Below are 20,309 nucleotides of genomic sequence, written 5' to 3' on the forward strand. Positions count from 1 at the left end.
CCATGACGACGAGCGAGTTCGATCACTTGGCATACCTGTACGAGCGCAGCTTCGACGTGTGGCCGTACCGGCGGGACGTGGAACAGCACTCGGTGCGGGTGGCGCTCGGCGACGTGACCGGGTCGGCGGCGCTGGATCTCGGCTGCGGCGCCGGCTCCTACACCCGGTGGCTCGCCGGCCTCGGCGCGCGGCCGGTGGTCGGGGTGGACGCCGCCGCCGGCATGATCGAGCACGCCCGCCGGCGCGAGGCCGCGGACCCCTCCGGCGCGACCTTCGTCCGCCAGGACGCGGGGCGGCCGGTTTCCGGTGACTTCGATGTCGTGCTCGCCGTGCACCTGCTGCCGTACGCCGAAACCGTCGCCGCGCTCACCGCCATGTGCGCCACCGCCCGGTCGGCCCTGGCGGGAACGGGAAAGAGGTTCGTCACCGTGACCATCAATCCCGATTTCGCCACCGAACCGGGCTACTACCGGCGTTACGGATTCGACTTGATAGCCCCTTCGGATGAACTTCGTGACGGAGATCCGGTCCGACTGCGCTCCGAGTTCCTGGGCGGCCGCATCGACGTCACGCCGCGCTTCTGGACGCGCTCCACGCAGGAGCTGGCCTTGCGCGCGGCCGGCTTCCGACGGGTCGAGTGGTGGGATCCCGTGTGCTCGCCGACCGCCGATGTGGGCCACTTCGGCGATTATCTCCGCAAACCGCCGACCCTCGTTGTCACCGCGACCGCGTGAGGCTGTACTAGTATTCCCGCGGCGATTCGGGCGTCCGCACAAACTGTGGGCTACGGGAGGTCATTCGTGCACGATTCAGCGTGGATGCCGACCGGGCTCGATCCGGACGTGCCCAGTGCGGCCCGTGTCTACGACTACTTCCTCGGCGGCCATCACAACCTCGCCGTCGACCGGGCGTTCGCGCACCGGGCCGCGCAGGCGCTGCCCGACCTGCCGCTGATCCTGCGCACGTCGCGGCACTTCCTGCGGCGGGCCGTGCACTTCCTGCTGGACGTCGGCGTCACGCAGTTCCTCGACCTGGGTTCCGGCATTCCCAGCGCCGGCAACGTGCACGAGATCGCCCAGTCGGTGACCGGCGACTCGCGGGTCGTCTACGTGGACCGGGATGCCGTCGCCATCGCGCACGCCGGCCTGATGCTGGAGGGCGACGATCACGCCGTCGCCCTGCGGGCCGACATGCGGCGACCGTGGGACGTGCTGCACAGCGACGCCGTCACCAAGATGCTGGACCTGTCCCAGCCGGTGGCTGTGCTGCTGTCGGCCGTGCTGCACTTCGTGCCCGACGACGCCGAGGCCCAGTCCATCGTGGCCGGTTACCGCGGCGCCCTCGCCCCCGGCAGCTACATCGTGATCTCCCAGGGCACCAAGGAACCCGCCGGGCGGCGTGGCGACGACGTGATCCGCCTGTACGAGGAGACCGACAGTCCTTTCACCGCGCGCGACCGGGCGCAGTTCACCGCGCTGTTCAAGGGCCTGGAACTGGTCGAGCCCGGCGTCGTGTACGTGCCCCAGTGGCGGCCCGAGACGCCCGAGGACGTCGACGACCATCCCGAGCGCAGCTGCGCGTTCGGGGCGATCGGCCGCAAGCCGATGTTCTGAGTACCATCGCCGGGATGACGTCCCCGGACAACGAGTTCCTGCGGTCGGACCGCGCCGGTCTCGAGCCGTCCAGCGCCGGCCTGTCCGTGCATCCCGCGCTGCGGCAGCTCCTCGACGCCTTCCCCCGTGCGGCCGCGTTCGTGCTGGGTCCCGCGCTCGACGTCCTGGCCGCCAACCGTATCGCCGACGCCCTGCTGGCCCCCTTCGGCGACGAGCGGAGCCTGCCGCGGATCCTGTTCACCCACCCGGCGGCGCGGGCCGTGTTCGTCGAGTGGCCCTTCGTCGTCAGCGCCACCGTGCACGCCCTCCGCCTCAACGCCGACCGCTTCCCGTCCGAGCCGACCATCGCCGCCGTCGTGGCCGAGCTTTCCGCCGGCTCCGCCGAGTTCCGCTCGCTGTGGGCGGATGCACCGGCTTCCGGTCTTGGCCGCCCGTACAAGGTTTTCGCGCACCCGCGGGTGGGGCGAGTGGAGCTCACGTACCAGACCTTCGGCGTGGAGGACGCTCCCGGCCAGCAGCTGCTGGTGGGCACCGCCGAGAGCCTCGCCAGCCAGGACGCCATCGACCAGCTGGCCGCCCTGGCCCGCGCCTAGCTCCGTCGTCCGGGACGGAACCCGTCGGGAGGACCCCCGTTGACAACCCGCCCGACCCCGCCCAGGATAACTGATTGGTCAGCCAGTTATCTATCGGAGCGGAGCGCCGCGGCATGGACCTCACCCCCTTCCGGGACCCCGCCTCGGTGGCGGTGGTCGGCGCGTCGGACAACCGGTCCAAGTGGGGCTACTGGCTGGCCGCGGGCGCCCTGACGGGGGCGCATCGCCGCCGCGTCGACCTGGTCAACCGCAACGGCGGCACGGTCTGCGGCCAGCCCTGCGCCACCAGCCTGCGAGCCCTCGAAACACCTCCCGAGCTGGTCGCGCTGTGCGTGCCGGCCGAACACGTGCCACGAGTCGTCGACGAAGGCCTCGAACTCGGCGTCAAGGGATTCCTGGGCATCACGGCCGGCGTCGCGAACGAGCCAGAGCTCGCCCGGCGGATCAGAGAAGCCGGCGCACGCCTCATCGGCACGAACAGCCTCGGCCTCGTCGACACGGCGACCGACCTCCGCCTCGCCTGGGGCACCTTCACCCCAGGCCCACTGGCGATCCTCTCCCAGAGCGGCCAGGTCGGCTCCGAGCTGGCGCTGCTCGGCGCGCGCCACGGCCTGGGCATCTCCCGGTTCATCTCCCTCGGCAACGCCAGCGACGTGACGGCCAACGAACTGGCCGATGACCTGAAAGATCATGCGTCCGTTGGCGTCGTCGCGCTGTACCTGGAGAACTTCACCGACGGCCCGGCGCTGCTGGACACGTTGCGGGCGCTGCGCGAGGCCGGCAAGCCGACCCTCCTGCTCACCGTCGGCGGCAGCGCCGCGAGCAGCCGCCTCGCCCGATCGCACACCGGATCCCTCACGTCGAACCTGGACGTCGTCGACGCCGCCTGCCGCGCCGCCGGTGTCGCCCGCGTCAGCACCCCGGCCGAGCTGATCGACGTCGCGCGGGCGGTCCTGACCACCAAGCCCCCACGCGGCAATCGGGTGGCGATCATCGGCGACAGCGGCGGCCAATGCGGCATCGCGGCGGACGTGGCGCACGCCAACACCCTTGCGGTGCCACACTTCTCCCACGACATCGGCGTTACCCTGCCGGCCGGCGCGGCGATCGACAACCCCATCGACCTCGCCGGCGCCGGCGAGCAGGACATCGCCAACTACGCCCGGATCGTCGAGGCAACACTGCGTTCCGACGACATCGACGCGGCCGTGCTCACCGGCTACTTCGGCCGCTACGGCATGGACATCCCGACCCTCGGTGACCTCGAAGTCGCCACCGCGCAACGAATCGGCGACGCCGCCCGGTCCAAACCGGTGATCGTGCACTCGATGGGCCCGGACAGCGCCACCGCCCACGCGCTGTGGGCCGCCGGCGTGCCGACCTACGACCGCATCGAGGCAGCCCTCTCCGCACTGAAGGGCCTCGCCACGTTCACAAGGTCCACCGAACCACCACTCCCCTACCAGGCACACCCTATCGGCACCCTTTCCGACGGCTACTGGGCCACCCGCCAGCTGCTGACAGAAGTCCCCTTCCCCAAGGGATTCCTCGTCCGCAGCCGCGAGGACCTCACCACAGACCTCACCCCTCCCTACGTCCTCAAGGCCAACTGGCTGGAGCACAAGAGCGACGCCGGCGGCGTCCGAATGGGACTGTCCACATTGGCCGATGCCTACGACGAGATGGTCGCCAGGCTCGGCCCCGGCGAGTACGTCGTCGAGGAGCAGGACACGCGCCCGGACACCGTCGAGATCCTCATCGGCATCCGCCGCGACCCGGACTTCGGCCCGCTGGTCGTGGTCGGCGCCGGCGGCACCGAAACCGAGCTGCACCAGGACATCGCCACCGAACTGGCACCGGTCTCCCCCGCCACGGCGAGGAACATGCTCGAACGCCTGCGCTGCGCGAAGTTGCTGCACGGCTGGCGCGGCCGCCCGCCCGTGGACATCGACGGCCTGGCCGAGCTGGTGCACCGCGTGTCGGTGCTGGTCGCCGCCTCGCCGCTGGTCGGCGAGCTGGAGCTGAACCCCGTCCGGGTCGGTCCCGACGGCCCCATCGCCGTCGACGCCCTCATCATCCCCACCGCACGTCAGGAGCGCGCATGACCATCCATTTCCCGGCCTGGCCCCTGACCGACGAGCAGCAGCAGATCATCAAGCTGTGCCGGGACTTCGCCGCGCGGGAGATCCGCCCGCGGGCGCGCGAGGTCGACGAGGCGGACGTGGTGACGCCGGTGGACCTGTTCGCCAAGGCGGCCGAGGTCGGCATCACGGACTTCATGCTGCCCGAGGAGTACGGCGGAGGCGGCTTCACCGACGTCTTCACGCAGTGCCTGGTGCAGGAGGAGCTGTGCTGGGGCGACCCGGGCATCGGCAACCTGGTGTGCTCCAACGGGTTCTTCGCCGACCCGATCCTGGTGCTGGGCACCGAGGAGCAGAAGCGCCGCTGGCTCACGCCACTGGCCGGCCCGAATGCCCCGATGACGGCGCTGGCCACCACCGAGCCGGACGCCGGCTCGGACGCCGCGTCCATGATCACCAGCGCCCGCCGGGTCGAGGGCGGCTACGTGCTCAGCGGCCAGAAGGCGTGGATCTCCAACGCCGGCACGGCGCAGTACTACGTGGTGTTCGCGAAGACCGACACGAGCCTGCGTAGTGCCGGGGTGTCGGCGTTCCTGCTGCAAAAGGAAACGCCGGGCCTGCGGTTCGGCGAGCCGATGCGCAAGATGGGGCAACGGGCCATCGTCTGCCGCGAGATCTTCTTCGACGACGTGTTCGTGCCGGAGCACGACCGGCTCGGCGAGGAGGGCCGCGGCTTCCACGGCCTGATGGGCACCTTCGACATCTCACGGGTGGTGCTCGGCGCGGCGGCGGTCGGCGCGGCGCGCGCCGCGTACGAGTTCGCGCACGACTACGCCAAGACCCGTCGGCAGTTCGGCAAGCCGATCATCGAGCACCAGGCGGTCGCGTTCCGGCTGGCCGACATGGCCACCCGCATCGAGTCCGCACGATTGCTGGTGCACCACGCGGCCCGCCGGATCGACGCCGGCCACCGGGTCACCGGCCTGGCCGCGATGGCCAAGCTGACCGCCTCCGAGACGGCCATGTTCGTCACCTGGGCGGCCGTGCAGACGCTAGGCGGCTGGGGCTACTCGCGGGAGTACCCGGTGGAGCAGTGGATGCGGGACGTGAAGCTGGAGGAGATCGAGGAGGGCACGTCCGACATCATGCGTCTGGTGATCTCCCGCAACCTCGGCTGACGGGCCAGTTATCTATACTCAGGGTCACACCCGCGGGGAGGAGTGACCGTGCCGCGTCCCAGCGTCGAGGCCGAACGCAAGGCGCAGATCCTGAGCGCGACCTGCGCGGTGATCGCCGAGTCCGGCATCCACGACCTGCGGCTGACCGACGTCGCGAAGCGAGCGGGCGTCAGCTCCGGGATCATCCACTACTACTTCGCCAGCAAGCAGGCGCTGCTGCACGCGGCGTTCGAGCACAACTTCCGACACTCGCTCGAGCGCCGCGCCGCCGTGCTCGCCAGCGGCGGCGACCCGCTGGAGCTGCTGGTGCAGCTGGTGGAGTCGTACGCGCCGTTGGACCCCGAGAGCGTCGCGGCGTGGCGCGTGTGGGCGGAACTGTGGGTGCACGGCCTGCGTGAGCCGGAGCTCCAGGAGCTCAACGAGAGCATCTACGGCGACTGGCGGCACACCGTCGTCGCCCTGGTCCGGGACGCGCAGGACCAGGGGCTGATCGAGGACGGGGATCCCGTGCTGGTGGCCAACACCGTCGTCGCGATGATCGACGGGTTGGCCATCCAGGTGCTGCTCGGGTCGCGGAACATGACGGTGGAGCGGATGCGCGCCACCTGCCGGGCCTACCTCGCCGGGCTGGCTCCGGACCGGCGGAAGAACGCCGGCGTCACGGCCTGACCGACCAGCAGCGCGCCGACGCCGATGACGAAGATGCCGCCGATCTGCCGGTGCGGCGGGAACGGCAGCGTCCACGAGGTGGCGCTGTTGGCCGGATCCCAGTCGTTGCGCAGGCTCCACATGCCGGCCCCGAACAGCACCAGCCCGCCGATCGCCGGCAGCACCGCCCGCCACGACCGCCGGTGCACTCGGGCCGCCGTGATGCCGGTCAGTCCGTAGTAGAGGGCGATCATCAGTCCGCACGAGGAGACGGCGTCGCCGATCACCTGTCCGTTGCTCACTACACCCTGATCAGGCACGCGATGCGCCGCTGGTGACCGGTGTCCGCGCAGTGGGCCGGGCGAGTCCGCGCCACCCCGTCGCGGCCGCGAGGATCATCGCGATGCCGGCGACCCCGAACCCGAGCCGCGCGTCGGTCACACCGCCGACCCACCCGATGAACGGGCCCGTGACCACCGAGAATCCCGGCAGCGCCATGCCCCACACGGCCATCACCCTGCCCCGCATGCCCGGGTCGGATTCCAGCTGCACCAGCGTGTTCGCCAGCGAAATGAACCAGATCGAGGCGCACCCCGTCACCGCGACACCCACGAACGCCAGCGTCACCGTTGGGGCGTAAGCGGTTGCCAGGATCGCCACGCCCGTCGCGACGGCCAGCACCGCCACGCGGAGGCCGCTCGGCCGGCTCGGACCGGCCGCCGCCAACAGCACGCCGGGAAGCGAGCCGATGCCGAAAGTTGCCATCATCAGGCCGAAACCCGTGCCGTCGAGGTGGAAGATGGCCGTGGTGAAGGGCGTCAGCGGCACGTTGAGGGAGAAAAGCATGCCCGAGGCCGCCGCCAGCAGCACGCAGACCCGGATCGTCGGATTCCGCCAGACGTAACGGAGTCCGCCGATCTTCTGGGTGTGCGGATGGGTGACGGTCTTCGTCTTGTGCCGCAGCACCACGATCAGCGGCGGCAGGAACGACGCCGCGTTCAGCGCGCAACACGCCCAGACGCCCCACAGCCCGAGCGCCGCGCCGCCGATCGCCGGGCCGAGGATCCGCGAGCCGTTCACCACGATCTCGTTCAACGCCACCGCGTTGCTCACCCGGTCGGCTCCGACCAGGTCGATCACGTACACCTGCCGCGCCGACGCGTCGGCCGCGCTCACCGTGCCCGAAATCGCCGCGATCGCGTACAGCATCCACATCTGCTCGGCGCCGGTGGCGGTGAGTACGGCGAGCAGCCCGGACAGCGTCGCCAGGAGGGTCTGCGTGACGAGCAGGACCCGCCGCGGCCCGATCCGGTCCACCAGCGCGCCGGCGTAGGAGCCGAACAGGAACAGCGGCACGAAGGTGCAGGTCGTCATCCAGCCGACGGCGATGCCGCTGTCGGTGAGCCGGTACACCAGCACCGACACCGCGACGCCCTGCGTCATGGTGCCCGAGGCGGACAGCACCGAGCTGAAGAACCACTGCCGGAAAACCGGTTCCCGCAACGACTGGAAGCGGCCGCCCATGCATCCCCCCTTGTGGTGTCCCCAGCACGCTATCTCAGTACCGCAAGGCATATTGCGTGGGCGATTCACCGAACATCTTGGTGAAATCCCGCACGAAATGCGCCTGATCGGCGTACCCCAGCTCGGCGGCCAGGCCCGCCCAGTCGATCACCGCGCCCTTGGCCAACCGCTCGGTGACCTCGTGCAACCGGTAGCGCCGGATCACCCATTTCGGATTGATGCCCACGTATTCGGCGAACAGCCGCTGCAATTGACGGATGGTCGTGGACCGCATCGTCACCAACTCGTCCACCCGGGTGATCTCCGGCTTGGCGGCGATCAGAGCCACGATGTCGGCGGCCTCCTCGGCCCGGGGATCGGGCTCGGCGGGCAGGTGGCGTCTGAGCACGTCCTCGACGGTGTCCACGCTGAGAACATCCGGGGCGAAGACGTCCGCGCCGAAGATGTCGGCCGCAGGGACGACGCGATCGGTGATCGTGGCGACCGAGCCTTTCAGGAACGGACGGAAGCCGCCGGGGCGGAACGCCACGCCCAACACCTTCCGGTCACCCTCCAGCACGCGGATCCCGTACGAGCTGGCCACGCCAGTGACGACGGCCGTTCCGTCGTCGGCGACGGTCAGGTTCACCCGCGGGTACGGCACGATCTTCTGCCGGTACGGCTCCGCGTAGGACCAGCTGACCACCCAGTAGTGGTCGACGTAGGCGGCGAGGTCCGGGGACGGCTGCGGGAAGTCGTGGGTCTGGAACCGCCGCCACGCGCCGCGCAGCTCCCGCTCGTCCCGCTCAGCCGCGGCGGGCGAGGTCTTCCTTGCTGCCGTTGGGCATTCCCCGTCCGACTTCGACATACCGGCGCAGGCTCTCCATGAAGTGGTTCCAACCGCTGGTGCAGTCGGTGATGCAGTCCAGCTCCTCCGTCAGACCATGATGACGGAACCGCAGCTCCGACGCGCCGCCGTCGAGCGGGACGATGTCGAACGTCGGCCGCGTGCCGACCCAGTCGGTGAGGAACGGGCAGTCGGTCACGGTCCACCGCACCGAGGTCGGGCGGTCGGCCCGGTCGACCCGCATCACGCACGGCTGCGGCTGGTTGAAGCTGAACGCCAGCTCGCCGCCGGCCTCGCCGGATCCGGTCGCCGTGGTCCACCACGCCGTCAGGCCGTCGGTGGTGGTGAGGGCGTCGAACACCACGTCCGGCCCGGCCTGGACCGTGATCGTCTTCTGGTAGTCGGTCATCGTCCCGATTCCTTTCGCTGCTGTTGGATCGTCTCCGCGATCGTCTTGATGCGCCGCAGCCGGGCGTCCCAGGCCGCGCCGACCATCGCCAACTGCTCCACGGCCCGGGCGAACTGCGCCTCGTTGACGACGTAGCGCACCTCGCGGCCGTCCTTGTGCGACACCACCAGCTCGGCACGCTCCAGCACGCCGAGGTGCTTGGCCACGGCCTGCCGCGTGACCGGCAGCCGGTCGCTCAGGCTGGTCGCGGTGCCAGTGCCGGCGGCCAGCAGGTGGTCCATCAGGTGGCGGCGGGTCGGGTCGCCGAGGGCCGCCCACAGCTCGTCGTCGACGGTCATGACCGCGCCGCGTACGTCCGCAGCTCGGCGAGGTGCTTGTCCCAGCCGATGCTGTGCGAGCGGTAGTTCTCCTCCAGCACCGCCGCCTCCCAGCCGACCTCGCGGAAGCCCTCCTCGGTCAGCCGCAGCGTGGTGCCGCCGGCGGCCGGCGACAGTTCGAACGTCACCAGGAACGAGTTCGCCGGGGTCGGCGCCTCGCCCTCGGGCTGGCACCAGCGGAACACGAACCGTTTGGGGGCGACGGCCTCCACGACCTGGACCCGCACGACCGTCCCCGAGCCGCGCCAGGACATCGTGCCGTCGTCGAACCGCGCGTCCACGCCCCACCAGACGGCCAGGTGCTCCGGCTGCGTGATGACCTCGAAGACCACCTCCGGCGTGGCCTCGATGTGGATCTCCCGCTCGACGGTCCCGCGTTCCATGCCCGCTCCTCGCATCCGCAACCGATGGTTGCACTTTAGGCTCACAGGGGTCGAATGCGCAACCATCGGTTGCGTGTCGCGTTTGTTCAATACCGCCGAGCCGGCGGACGGTTGACTACGTCCATGCTGATCGAACGCGCTGCCGCACCGCTGCTGGACCTGATCCCCTCGCTCGCGGGGCACCCGGACGACCCCACGCCGTGCACCGAGTACACCGTCCGCCAACTGGTCAACCACCTGCTGATCTGGGGGCCGACGCTGGCCGGCGCGGGGAGCAAGCAGGACGTGCGGCCGCCGGCGGAGGGCACCGATCTCACCGCCGGCGACTGGGCCGCGGCGCTGGCCGAGTCGGTCAACGCCACCGTGAAGGCCTGGGGCGACCCGGCGGCCTGGGAGGGGTCGACCAGGATGGGGAGCGAGATGGAGATGCCGGCCGACCTGGTCGGGGGGATGATCGCCGGCGAACTCGTGGTGCACGGCTGGGACCTCGCCCGTGCGGCCGGCCGGGACCTGACCGTGGACACCGACGTCGCGGAGTACGTGGAGGTCGAGCTGGCCAAGACGGCGGAGCTGGGCCGGCAGATGGGCATGTTCGGCCCGGAGGTCGCCGTGCCGGCCGACGCCCCGGCGCTGCACCGCGTGCTGGCGCTGACCGGCCGCGATCCGCACTGGCACCGTGCGCCGGGGGCGGCGTCCCCGACACACGGCCTGCACGTCTAGATCACGATCACCAGCTGGCCTCGGGCGACGCCGGCCGGGAACGCGGCGGTGTGCATGTTGAAGTAGTACGCCGACGGGTTCTGCCGGACCTGGGTCAGCAGGGCGGGATCGGCGGTTACCGAGCCGGCGACGCCGGTGAGGGTCGCGGGCAACCCGGCCTGGGTGGCCGTGGCGAAGAAGGGCACGACGACCGGGCCGGGGGCGCCGGCGACCCCGGAGTGGATGTGCGCCGCGAACGGCGAGGCGATGCCCTGCCAGTGCAGTGCGAAGCCGACCGTGTTCGCGCCGACGTCGAACAGGCCGATGGCCACGCCGGTCGGCGAGCCCGGCGTCGGCACCTCGTTGGAACCACGGGCCAGGGCGGCGAGGTTGGGGTGGGCCATGAACTGTTGCATGTCAACGGAATGGTGCAGCTTGGCCAGCTGACCCCGCGCCGCGCCGGCCGGGAACAACGGGGTGTGGATGTTGACGTAGAAGCCGGCCGGGTTGGCGGCGATCGCGTCCAGCGTGGCGGCGTCGGACGTGGTGCAACCGGTCAGCGCGGAGATGCTCGCCGGCACCATGCCGGCGTAGAAGGGAATCTTCACCGGCCCGGCGGCGCCCGTGGCGCCGGCGTGGATGTGCGACGCGGTGGGCGTGGTCAGGTGCGACCAGCGCTCCGCGAAGCACACGGTGGTGCCGGTGACGCTGACGATCGCCGAGGCCTGGTCGGCCGGATCGGCGGCCGGGACCTCGTTGGCGCCGGCCAGCGTGGCGGCGTAGAAGACGGTCTGGGGTTGGGACTGTTCCGCTGCGGCCACTCCGCCGGTGGTGAGCGTGATACCGACGGCCAGGGCCAGCATGCTCGGCAGTGCACGTCTGAACATGGGACCTTGTCCTCCATGCGCGGCGACCGGATGTCGCCGACAGGACCGCCACGGATGCCGGGAACCGTTGGTTCACAAGGATCTTCGTTGACAATTGACGAGTACCTAGGTGACAGGCAGCAGTCCGCGGCCGATGGCGACGGTGACCGCGGCGGTGCGGTCCGACACCTCAAGCTTGTCGAAGATCCTGACCAGGTGGCTCTTCACGGTGGTCTCGCTGATGAACAGCGCCCGCCCGATGTCCGGATTGGACAGTCCACGTGCTACACAGCGAAGGACGTCGAGTTCGCGCGCGGTCAGGGGAACCGGTTCGGGTCGTCGCATGCGGTTGACCAGCCGGGACGCGACGGTCGGCGACAGCACGGTTTCGCCGCGGGCCGTAGCGCGGACGCCGGCGACGAGCACGTCGCGCGGGCTGTCCTTGAGCAGGTAGCCAACCGCGCCGGCGGCCACCGCGGCGAGGACGTCGGCGTCGTTGTCGTAGGTGGTGAGCATGAGAACCTTGGCGTCGGTGGTGGCGACGATGCGTTTCGTCGCCTCCGCACCGCCGAGGTCGGGCATCCGCACGTCCATCAGCACGACATCCGGCGCGAGATCGCCGGCCACCGCTACGGCATCGGCGCCGCTGCCACAGTCGCCGACCACCTCCAGGTCGGGCTCGGCGGCCAGCAGCGCGCGAACCCCTTCCCGCACAACGGGATGGTCGTCGACGATCAGCACGGTGATCAACACGGCAGCTCGACCACGACGGCGGTACCCTCTCCCGGTTCGCTGGTGACGGTGCAGCGGCCGCCGGCCTCACGGGCTCGCCGCCGTATCCCGTCGAGGCCGAAACCTCCTTCGGCATTGCGGAATCCCCGACCGTCGTCACATACGGAGACCTCCACCCGGTCGTCGTCCAGCCGCAGGCACACCCGGACCTTCGACGCCTCGGCGTGCTTGCGCACGTTGGCAAGGCACTCCTGCACCGCACGCAGCAGCACCACCTGCGCCGCCGTTGGCAGCGAACGGGGATCTCCTGCGACCTCGAATTCCGTTGCCACCGCGGCTTCCCGGCCGAATCGGGTCACCACCTCGCGTAGCGCATCGGCCAGCGAGGCGGCGGCCAGGTCCGGCGGCGTCATCGTGGCCACCAGGCAGCGCGCCTCGGCCAGGTTCCGGCGAGCGGTGACACGCGCCTGCGACAGTCGCAGCCGAGCCTGTGGGGCGTCGGTGTCGAGGTCCACGTCGGCCGCGTCGAGCAGCAGCAGGATGCTGGTGAACCCCTGGGCGAGGGTGTCGTGGATCTCGCCGGCCAGCCGCTCCCGTTCCACCAGCGCACCCCGTTCGCGGTTGGCCGCGGCCAGTTCGGCGCGGGTGGCGAGCAGCTCGGCGACGGTCGCGGCCTGGGTGCGGTTGCGGTCCAGGACCGTGCGTATCCAGGTGGCGATGGCCAGTGCGAGGATCATCCCACCGAGGGCGGCCGCCAGCGACGCGACGACCGAGTTCTCGTTCAGGCCGAGGTGCCAGACGAAGATCAGAGACACCATGGTCATCGTCAGGGTGGTCGCGGCCATGGCTTGACGGGCCGGCAACAGCGTCCAGACGTGCGGGTACAGCAGGAGAAGCATGATGGCGCCCAGCGGGGACGCGGTGAACATCAGCACCGTCAGCGGGACGGCGCCGACCAGGTAGCGCACCGCCGCGCCGGTTTCCCTGGTGCGCAACGCTTCCCGGCCAGTTCGCCGGTACCACCAGTGCAGGGTCGCCAGCACGGCGATCGACGCGAACGGCCCCGCCGTGTCGATCGGCGCCGCTATCAGCATGGCCGTCCCCGTCAGCACGGTGAGCGCGTGCTGCACCTGGTCCCACATGGCGCGTCCGGCCGCCACTCGACCTCCCCAAGCGATCGATGCCCAGTATCGACCGGCTCATGGGTCTCGACATCGTCCGACCGGACCGGGTGCGACCGTCCAGTCGGCCGGCACCCGCGACCGTCCGGCCGATGGTGCCGGCGTTGCCGTTGGCGCGGCGAGGATTCGGATGGTGAAAGCCCTTTCCTCATCGGAGGTGTCCATGCAGCGAAGACTTCGATGGCTCGCGGCCGTGGCGGTTGCCGCCGCGGCAGTGGCCGTTCCCGTGCAGGCGGCCGCGGCCGGCACGCCGTACTCGGCGCTGCTGAGCCGGCTGAGCCCGTCCGATCAACAGCTGATGCGACAACAGGTTCCCCTCGCCGACGCCGGCTCCGCCGTCGACTCCGCGCTGCGCGGGGATCGGGCGCATTACGCCGGCGTGTCGATCTCGCCAGAGAACCGGCAGGTCGTCCTCTACTGGCACGGGGCGGCGACCCCGGCCATGACGACGGCTGTGCAGCGGGCGAAGAGGGAGCTGGGCGGAGACGGCGAGCTGGTCGTCCGCGCCGCCCGGTACTCGCAGGCACAGCTCGACGCCGAGGCGAACCGTCTTGTCGGCGGGCGGGTCGACGGCGGCACCGTCGTCGTGGCGGCCGCGCGGCCGGACGCCAGCGGCCTCGATCTGACGGTGACGCGGGAGGGCACCGCCAGTTCGCCGGTCGTCAGCGCGGTGGACACGTCGGTGGTCTGGGGCTCCGCGCCGGTGCCCGATTTCGGCCGGTTCAACGACACCGCCCCGTACAACGGCGGGGCGGCGATCGTCAACGCGTCCGAGGGGTTGGAGTGCTCGTCCGGGTTCACGGTGGCGAACCCGTTCGGGCAGCGGTTTCTGCTGACCGCCGGACACTGCGGCGTGGTCGGCGCCCAGTGGCAGACGGCCGGTGGTCAGGCGATCGGCACCACTCCGTTGACGGTGCCGCAGCGTGACGTGGAGCTGGTGTCGACGTCGTCGGCCGAACCGGACATCTACAACGGTGGGCCGGATCCGTCCGGGCAGGGGCTCGGGGAGTCTTTGCTGGGCATCTCCGGCGCCCGGCGGACGCTGGCCGGGGAGATGATCTGCCAGCTCGGGGCGTTCTCCGGGCCGCGGTGCAACATCCAGATCCTCAGCCATGCCACCGTCAACATCAACGGCGTGAACATCCAGGAGATCAAGGCCCGGACGCGGGACGGGTCGGAGGGTATCGGGCAGGGCGACAGCGGCGGTCCCGTCATCACGCTGGGACCACCCGGATTCGTGATCGCGCTGGGGATCAATTCGGCGGAGGACCTCAGTCACGGGGTGGCGTGCGTGGGCGTGCCGATTGCTGGGCGGCTGTGCAGCACCCAGATGTTCTTCAACGACATCGCGGACATTCAGCCGGCGACGGGGACGGCGGTGGTGATCGCGCCGACGTCGTAGCGGGGTTGGGGGCTGGGGTTGGGGGCCGAGTGGGGGTGGCCTTGCGCTGGTGGGAGGCTTCTGTTGACTGCCATAGCCAGTCACTCCCACCGGTCACCTTTGCCGACCAGTTTCGGGTGACCGCCGTAGCCGGTCACTCCCGCCGGTTATGGTGGTCCTGGGGTGCTGGTTCGGGGCGGTGCCTCCGTGGAGGTTGTCCGGGGGCGTCGTGAGGGCGTCTTCCCGTTGTCTCGACTGGCGGCCAGATGTTCCGGGTTTCACTTTGGCGCCTTGACGGAATTCTCGTCGTTGCCTACGCGGGGATTTTGTGTGGAGCCTCTGGACGACGGCTTTGAGGGGCATCTCCGGGGCAGGCTACGCCTGCCCCTCACGCCGACAAGCTTAAGCCATCGTCCCCCTCCACACAAAATCCCCACTCAAGCCGTTCGTTGCCGGTCGCGTTGTTCACGGCGGTCGCCGGCGATTATGCATGAAACTCGATTCACCCGTTGGTGATTCGAGTTGGATCTTGTAGGCGAGTATTCTTAGAGGTATGAAACTCACCCGAGAGTTGGAGAGAGCGGAGCCCAGCGGGGCCATGCTCGATCTCCTCGCGGGGCTCGATCTGGACGCCCTTTCCGCCGACGAACGGGTCACCGTCACCATTCTCGCCCGCAAGATCAAGGCCTTCGCCGACTACGTGGAGTTGACTGTTCTGCGGGGTGTCGAGGACACCGCCGAGCTGGCCATGGCCATCACCGAACCCGAGCAGACCGTGGCCCGCCGCAAGGAGTTGACCCAGGACCTGCAGACCCTGCCCCGCCTGATGAACCAGTTGCGGCAGGGGCGCCTGGACCTGCGCCGGCTCGAAGCGGTCCGCGATCGGGTCCGCAACCTGCCGTCCGTGGCACTCATCGCCGAGGTCGAAGACACCCTGCTCGACATCGCCCCAGGACTCACCCACTCCCAGTTGAGCCGGCGGACCACCGCCCTGGTCGCGCAAGCCGACCCCACCGGCTACGAACAACGCCACCAGAAAGCCAAGTCCGACCGTCGCGTGGAGATCCGGCCACTCCCGGACGGCATGGCCCACCTCACCGCCGTGCTGCCCGCCGTCGACGCCCGCATGATCCACGACCTGCTCTGCGCCGACGCCAAAGACCTCCCGAAGGACGATCGCACCACCGACCAGAAACGCGCCGATGCCTTCCTGGACCGGTTCCTGGGCAACGTTGGGAAGCGCGATGTCCAGGTCCACGTCACCATCTCGATGGAGACCCTGATGGGGTTGACCGAAGACCCCGCCCTACTCGACGGCTACGGCCCCATCTCAGCGGACACGGCTCGCGAACTCGCCATGGACGGCATCTGGCGGGCGATCCTGCTCGACGAACACGACCACGCCGACACCATCGGCAAACACACCTACCGCCCCGGCCGCCGCCTCAAAGAACTCGTCGGCGTCCGCGCCGGCAGTGTGTGCTCCGCACCGGGCTGCACCCGACCCATCCAAGAAGGCGACCACGTCACCCCCTGGCCAAAAGGCCACACCACACTCCCCAACCTCAAAGGCCTCTGCACCCGCCACCACCACCTCAAACACGACACCCACAAAGCCACCGTCGACAACGACGGCACCCTGCACTGGACCACCCCACACGGCCGCACCTACACCACCACACCCCACAACTACTGACCGGCCCGGCGGCCCAAAGCCCCACACACCAGCAAGCCGCCCCCATCGCCCCACCAGACCTCCGCCCCACCGGGCCACAGACCCACACACACCGGCCAGCCACCCCCATCGGGGCCGCCGCCCCCTCGGACCAGCCCTATCGCCCCACCGGGGGCCACCACCCCGCCCGACCTCCGCCCAGCCGGACCCCACCCAGCCGGGCTCCAGCCCGCCGGATCTCCGCGCCACCCAACCTCCGCCCAGCCGGACCCGGCCCGCCGGACCACCGCACCACCGCCCCGCCGGACCACCGCGCCACCGCGCCACCGCCCCGCCAAGCCACCGGCCAGCCACCCCACCGCCAAACCGGGCCACCCCCCACGACCCCATTCCCACCACCCAACCACCCCAATACCACCCCCACATTCCTTGACAATTCCACAGCGAACCGAAAATTCGCCAGCACACCACCGGAAACTACCGCCTCGGGTCGATTTTGTGTGGAGGTGGACGATGGCCTAAGCTTTCCGCGCGAGGGGCAGGCGTAGCCTGCCCCGGAAAGGCTCCTCGAAGGCCATCGTCCAGAGGCTCCACACCAAATCGACCCGAACCACGCCACCCTAAAAAGGGCCACACCCTCCCCCAGAACCACCCAGAACCCCAGCATCACAAAAACACCGCCACCCTCACCACAAACGCCCAGAAAAACACCACCCAGCCGCCCCCAAATAAACCGCAAATCCAATGCCGCCACCACACTCAAACCCTCGAACCACACCGCCAACAACGCGCCCCCGGCCCAAAGACCCGTACCCGCCGCCCACACCACCACACGCCGGCCTCGCTCGAACCGAAGACAGCAGCCGAGCTGGGGCCTGAGCTCCCCGACCACCCTCCCGTCGTCCGTCACGGACATCGCCGACCCGCTGGACCGCCTCCGCGGACGCCCGAATGTCCAGAACTGACAACTCGCGCCGTTTTCCTTGACACCACGGGTGATCCAGTCCACGGTTCGGGTCGTTTGTGGACCGAACCCGTGGAGGAAGACCATGCGGCATACCGCCGTGGCCGTGCTGTCCACGTCCCTGCTCCTGCTGACGACGCTCACGACGCTGGCAACCACCGCCGGCACCGCTTCCGCGCAGCCGACCACCTCGTCGGACGCCTTCAACAGCCTCACCGTCGAGAGCCACCCCGACTGGATGGCCGGCCTGCCCGCCCAGACCGGCATAAACGCCCTCACCATCCCCGGCACGCACGACACGATGGCCATCCACGGCGGCTGGGCGCCGTGGGCGTACGAGGCCCAGGAGGATCACGGCGACAGCGGCGCCACGCTCGACGCCCAGCTCAACGCCGGCGTGCGGGCGATCGACATCCGGGTGCGGGTGGTGAACAACGACACCGCCTTCGCCATCCACCACACGGACGTCTACCAGAACGCCAACTTCGACGACGTCCTGACGCACGCCCGCAACTTCCTGTCCGCGCACCCGGGCGAGACCGTGCTGATGGACCTGCACGGCGAATGCGACGGCGACTCCACCGAGGGCGGCAGTGGCAGCAGCTCGGTCGGGCACTGCGCCGACGACCCGTCCAACATCACCCAGGCCGACCGCACCCGGATCTTCGACGGCTACGTTTCCCGCTACCCCGGCCTGTTCTACGCACCCACGGTGACCGGCAACAGCACCGCCGACATGCCGACCCTCGGCCAGGCCCGCGGGCACATCGTGCTGACGACGTTCACCGGCCCGCGCGGCGGAATCTACGGCGGCTACGGCCTGACCCAGCTGACGACCGGGGACTACAACCAGTACGTCGAGAACGACTGGACGCAGTGCAACACCGACTCCAAGTGGGGCGAGGCGCAGGCCAACATGGTCAAGGCCAACGCCTCGAACGCGATGTACACGACCTACCTCTCCGCGAACTGCACGCCGCTCGGGGCGGGCCCGGCCGACGTCGCCGGCGCGGTGAACCCGCGCGCCGTCGACTTCCTCAACAGTGGTGCCACGAACCACGTCGGCGTGGTGCTGACGGACTTCCCCGGCCACGCCCTGATCGCGGCCCTGATCCGCCAGCAGTCCTACCAGCAGGTCGTGGCGGTGCCGTCCGGGCTCGCGGGCAAGTGCCTTGACGACTACAACTCCTCCACCACGCCCGGCGCGACCGTGGATCTGTGGGACTGCAACGGAACCGGCGCACAGCAGTGGACCGTGATGCCGGACCGCACGCTGCGCACCGCCGGCCTCTGCCTGGACGTCACCGGCGGCGCGACCGCCAACGGCACGCACGTCGAACTCTGGACGTGCAACGGGGCCGCCAACCAGAAGTGGACCGGCGGCGCGAACGGCTCGCTGGTGAGCGTGGCCTCCGGCAAGTGCCTCGACGACCCCGGCGCCTCCACCGACAACGGCTCGCAGCTGATCATCTGGGACTGCAACGGCGGCGCCAACCAGCGGTGGACCCTGCCCTAGAAAGTCCACTATGGATAGTGACGATTCGGTCAATCCGCTGAGCTACCACGCAATACCAGGGCGGACCACCGCGACCGGTGGTCCGCCCGCGCAGGGCGTTCACAGTTGACAGCCCTTGACGGCGGTCGGTGGTCTAGTCCACTTTCGGGGTGGTACTCCACCGCCGCCGTTGGAGGGAACACATGCCGTCCCTGTCACGCACCCGCCTCGGCATCGCGGCGGCCCTCGCGGCCGCGATGACCGCCCTGCTCACCGCCGCCCTGCTGACCACCGCCGCGCCGAATGCCACCGCGGCCACCAACCTCGTCGCCGATCCCGGCTTCGAATCCGGCCTCACCGGCTGGACCTGCGACGCCGGCACCGCGACCGTGGTGTCCTCGCCGGTGCACGCCGGCACGAAGGCGCTCTCCGGCACGCCGTCCAGCGCCGCCGACGCCCAGTGCACGCAGACGATCAGCGTCGCTCCGAACAGCGCGTACACCCTGACCGCGTTCGTCCAGGGCTCCTACGTCTACCTGGGCGCCACCGGAACCGGCGTCAACGCCAGCACCTGGACCGCGTCCGCGCCGTCGTACCAACAACTCAGCACCACCTTCACCACCGGCGCGTCGACCACGAGCGTCACGGTGTTCGTGCACGGCTGGTACGGCCAACCCGCCTACTACGCCGACGACGTCAGCCTCACCGGCCCGGCCGGCACGCCGCCGACGAGCACCACCGACACCACCACGACGACCACCACGGTCACGCCGCCGCCGAACACCGGCTGGACCCACCCGGTCTACCTGATGCCGCTGGACAACAACCCGCCGTCGATCAGCGCCATCGTCGCCGGCTCGGGCGAGAAGGAGTTCAACCTCGCCTTCGTGCTGGACTCTGGCGGCTGCACGCCGGCGTGGGACGGCAGCAGCACCCAGCTCGTCAGCAACGACACCGCGGTGGCCGGGCAGATCAACGCCATTCGCGCGGCCGGCGGCGACGCGGCCGTCTCCTTCGGCGGCTACAACGGCACCGAGCTCGGCACCACCTGCGGCAGCGCGGCCGCACTGGCCGCCGCCTACCAGCAAGTGATCACCAAGTACCAGCTCAAGCACGTCGACTTCGACTACGAGAACGGCGCTCTGGACGCCAACACCGCCGTCCGCTTCGGGGCCATCGCCACCCTGGAGCGCAACAATCCGAACCTGGTGGTGTCGCTGACGATTCCGATGACCACCGTCGGCTTCCCGGGCAGCGGCACGGACGAGATCCGCGCCGCGGTCGCCGCCGGCGCGCGGCTGGACATCGTCAACATCATGGACTTCGACACCGGCCTCACCAGCGGCACCGAGGTGGCGCAGACCGAGAACATCGCCACCACAGCGGCCTCGCAGCTGGCCTCCATCTACGGCTGGAGCACCGCCACCGCGTGGGCGCACCTGGGCCTCCAGCTGATGAACGGGCACAGCGACCAGCCCAGCGAGCTGTTCACCCAGGACACCTTCACCCAGCTGCTGTCCTTCGCGCAGGCGAACCATCCCGCCTGGTTCTCCTACTGGTCGGTCAACCGGGACTTCCAGTGCCCGGCGGGCGTGCCCGAGAACTGGGCGCCCGGCACCTGCAGCAACATCACGCAGGCCGCCTACGACTTCACCAAGATCATCGTTCGGTACTGACACCCCTG

At 70.0% G+C, this 20,309-nt stretch carries 20 protein-coding genes; 11 read left to right on the forward strand and 9 right to left on the reverse strand.

The genetic code is table 11. The annotated features are described in order from the left end of the window. Nucleotides 1-2 precede the first annotated feature (2 nt). The 6 genes from BCF44_RS26700 to BCF44_RS26725 all read left to right on the forward strand — a co-directional run bounded on the left by BCF44_RS26700 (nt 3) and on the right by BCF44_RS26725 (nt 6,134). On the forward strand, nt 3-734 hold the full coding sequence (locus BCF44_RS26700) for a class I SAM-dependent methyltransferase (RefSeq protein ID WP_116177131.1): 732 nt from the start codon (nt 3-5) through the stop codon (nt 732-734). Nucleotides 735-800: 66 nt separating this feature from the next. Further along, nucleotides 801-1,613 carry an SAM-dependent methyltransferase gene (locus BCF44_RS26705; protein WP_246015576.1) on the forward strand — a complete coding sequence of 271 codons (813 nt, stop codon included), beginning with the start codon at nt 801-803 and terminating at the stop codon, nt 1,611-1,613. A 14-nt stretch (nt 1,614-1,627) separates the two neighbouring features. Next, nucleotides 1,628-2,206 (forward strand): MmyB family transcriptional regulator, encoded by a 579-nt coding sequence (locus tag BCF44_RS26710; protein WP_116177133.1) that lies wholly within the window; start codon nt 1,628-1,630, stop codon nt 2,204-2,206. A gap of 113 nt (nt 2,207-2,319) precedes the next feature. Continuing rightward, the gene (locus BCF44_RS26715; protein WP_116177134.1) at nt 2,320-4,311 is read left to right on the forward strand and encodes an acetate--CoA ligase family protein; all 1,992 of its coding nucleotides are present in this window, start codon (nt 2,320-2,322) and stop codon (nt 4,309-4,311) included. Next, a complete protein-coding gene (locus BCF44_RS26720; protein WP_116177135.1) occupies nt 4,308-5,465 on the forward strand; it encodes an acyl-CoA dehydrogenase family protein in 1,158 nt (385 codons plus the stop codon). Before BCF44_RS26715 ends, BCF44_RS26720 begins: the two co-directional genes overlap by 4 nt. A gap of 48 nt (nt 5,466-5,513) precedes the next feature. Then, nucleotides 5,514-6,134 carry a TetR/AcrR family transcriptional regulator gene (locus BCF44_RS26725; RefSeq protein WP_116177322.1) on the forward strand — a complete coding sequence of 207 codons (621 nt, stop codon included), beginning with the start codon at nt 5,514-5,516 and terminating at the stop codon, nt 6,132-6,134. Here the strand turns inward: BCF44_RS26725 and BCF44_RS26730 are convergent. The 6 genes from BCF44_RS26730 to BCF44_RS26755 are packed head-to-tail and all read right to left on the reverse strand — an operon-like array spanning nt 6,080 to nt 9,632. Continuing rightward, nucleotides 6,080-6,415: a hypothetical protein gene (locus BCF44_RS26730; protein ID WP_116177136.1), complete on the reverse strand. Its 336-nt coding sequence runs from the start codon at nt 6,413-6,415 to the stop codon at nt 6,080-6,082. The two genes, BCF44_RS26725 and BCF44_RS26730, sit on opposite strands and share 55 nt — an antisense overlap. A gap of 10 nt (nt 6,416-6,425) precedes the next feature. Next, nucleotides 6,426-7,637: an MFS transporter gene (locus tag BCF44_RS26735; RefSeq protein ID WP_170217765.1), complete on the reverse strand. Its 1,212-nt coding sequence runs from the start codon at nt 7,635-7,637 to the stop codon at nt 6,426-6,428. Between the two features lie 34 nt (nt 7,638-7,671). Next, the gene (locus tag BCF44_RS26740; protein WP_116177138.1) at nt 7,672-8,484 is read right to left on the reverse strand and encodes a helix-turn-helix domain-containing protein; all 813 of its coding nucleotides are present in this window, start codon (nt 8,482-8,484) and stop codon (nt 7,672-7,674) included. Further along, nucleotides 8,423-8,872 carry an SRPBCC family protein gene (locus BCF44_RS26745; RefSeq protein WP_116177139.1) on the reverse strand — a complete coding sequence of 150 codons (450 nt, stop codon included), beginning with the start codon at nt 8,870-8,872 and terminating at the stop codon, nt 8,423-8,425. Before BCF44_RS26745 ends, BCF44_RS26740 begins: the two co-directional genes overlap by 62 nt. Then, nucleotides 8,869-9,210: an ArsR/SmtB family transcription factor gene (locus BCF44_RS26750; protein ID WP_116177140.1), complete on the reverse strand. Its 342-nt coding sequence runs from the start codon at nt 9,208-9,210 to the stop codon at nt 8,869-8,871. The genes BCF44_RS26745 and BCF44_RS26750 overlap by 4 nt, the downstream gene beginning before the upstream one ends. Beyond that, on the reverse strand, nt 9,207-9,632 hold the full coding sequence (locus tag BCF44_RS26755) for an SRPBCC domain-containing protein (protein WP_116177141.1): 426 nt from the start codon (nt 9,630-9,632) through the stop codon (nt 9,207-9,209). Before BCF44_RS26755 ends, BCF44_RS26750 begins: the two co-directional genes overlap by 4 nt. A 123-nt stretch (nt 9,633-9,755) precedes the next feature. On the opposite strand from BCF44_RS26755, the gene BCF44_RS26760 reads away from it, so the two are divergent. Beyond that, nucleotides 9,756-10,352 carry a TIGR03086 family metal-binding protein gene (locus tag BCF44_RS26760; RefSeq protein ID WP_116177142.1) on the forward strand — a complete coding sequence of 199 codons (597 nt, stop codon included), beginning with the start codon at nt 9,756-9,758 and terminating at the stop codon, nt 10,350-10,352. Here BCF44_RS26760 and BCF44_RS26765 read toward each other — a convergent pair. The 3 genes from BCF44_RS26765 to BCF44_RS26775 all read right to left on the reverse strand — a co-directional run bounded on the left by BCF44_RS26765 (nt 10,349) and on the right by BCF44_RS26775 (nt 13,089). After that, nucleotides 10,349-11,218 (reverse strand): CHRD domain-containing protein, encoded by an 870-nt coding sequence (locus BCF44_RS26765; protein WP_116177143.1) that lies wholly within the window; start codon nt 11,216-11,218, stop codon nt 10,349-10,351. The genes BCF44_RS26760 and BCF44_RS26765 overlap by 4 nt on opposite strands. Nucleotides 11,219-11,323: 105 nt before the next feature. Continuing rightward, complete coding sequence (locus BCF44_RS26770; protein WP_116177323.1) at nt 11,324-11,947, reverse strand: response regulator transcription factor; 624 nt, start codon at nt 11,945-11,947, stop codon at nt 11,324-11,326. Next, nucleotides 11,944-13,089 carry a sensor histidine kinase gene (locus tag BCF44_RS26775; protein WP_116177144.1) on the reverse strand — a complete coding sequence of 382 codons (1,146 nt, stop codon included), beginning with the start codon at nt 13,087-13,089 and terminating at the stop codon, nt 11,944-11,946. The genes BCF44_RS26770 and BCF44_RS26775 overlap by 4 nt, the downstream gene beginning before the upstream one ends. A gap of 184 nt (nt 13,090-13,273) precedes the next feature. Between BCF44_RS26775 and BCF44_RS26780 the strand changes: the two genes are divergently transcribed. From BCF44_RS26780 to BCF44_RS26795, 4 genes are all read left to right on the forward strand, one after another. Then, complete coding sequence (locus tag BCF44_RS26780) at nt 13,274-14,512, forward strand: chymotrypsin family serine protease (protein WP_147328646.1); 1,239 nt, start codon at nt 13,274-13,276, stop codon at nt 14,510-14,512. Nucleotides 14,513-15,044: 532 nt separating this feature from the next. Then, nucleotides 15,045-16,187 (forward strand): HNH endonuclease signature motif containing protein, encoded by a 1,143-nt coding sequence (locus BCF44_RS26785; RefSeq protein WP_116177146.1) that lies wholly within the window; start codon nt 15,045-15,047, stop codon nt 16,185-16,187. A gap of 1,028 nt (nt 16,188-17,215) precedes the next feature. Further along, nucleotides 17,216-18,646 (forward strand): phosphatidylinositol-specific phospholipase C domain-containing protein, encoded by a 1,431-nt coding sequence (locus BCF44_RS26790; protein WP_116177147.1) that lies wholly within the window; start codon nt 17,216-17,218, stop codon nt 18,644-18,646. Between the two features lie 182 nt (nt 18,647-18,828). Then, entirely contained in the window at nt 18,829-20,301 is a 1,473-nt protein-coding gene (locus BCF44_RS26795) for a carbohydrate binding domain-containing protein (RefSeq protein WP_116177148.1), read from the forward strand. The last annotated feature ends 8 nt before the right edge of the window (nt 20,302-20,309 follow it).

Source organism: Kutzneria buriramensis (assembly GCF_003387475.1).
Taxonomy (GTDB): Bacteria; Actinomycetota; Actinomycetes; order Mycobacteriales; family Pseudonocardiaceae; genus Kutzneria; species Kutzneria buriramensis.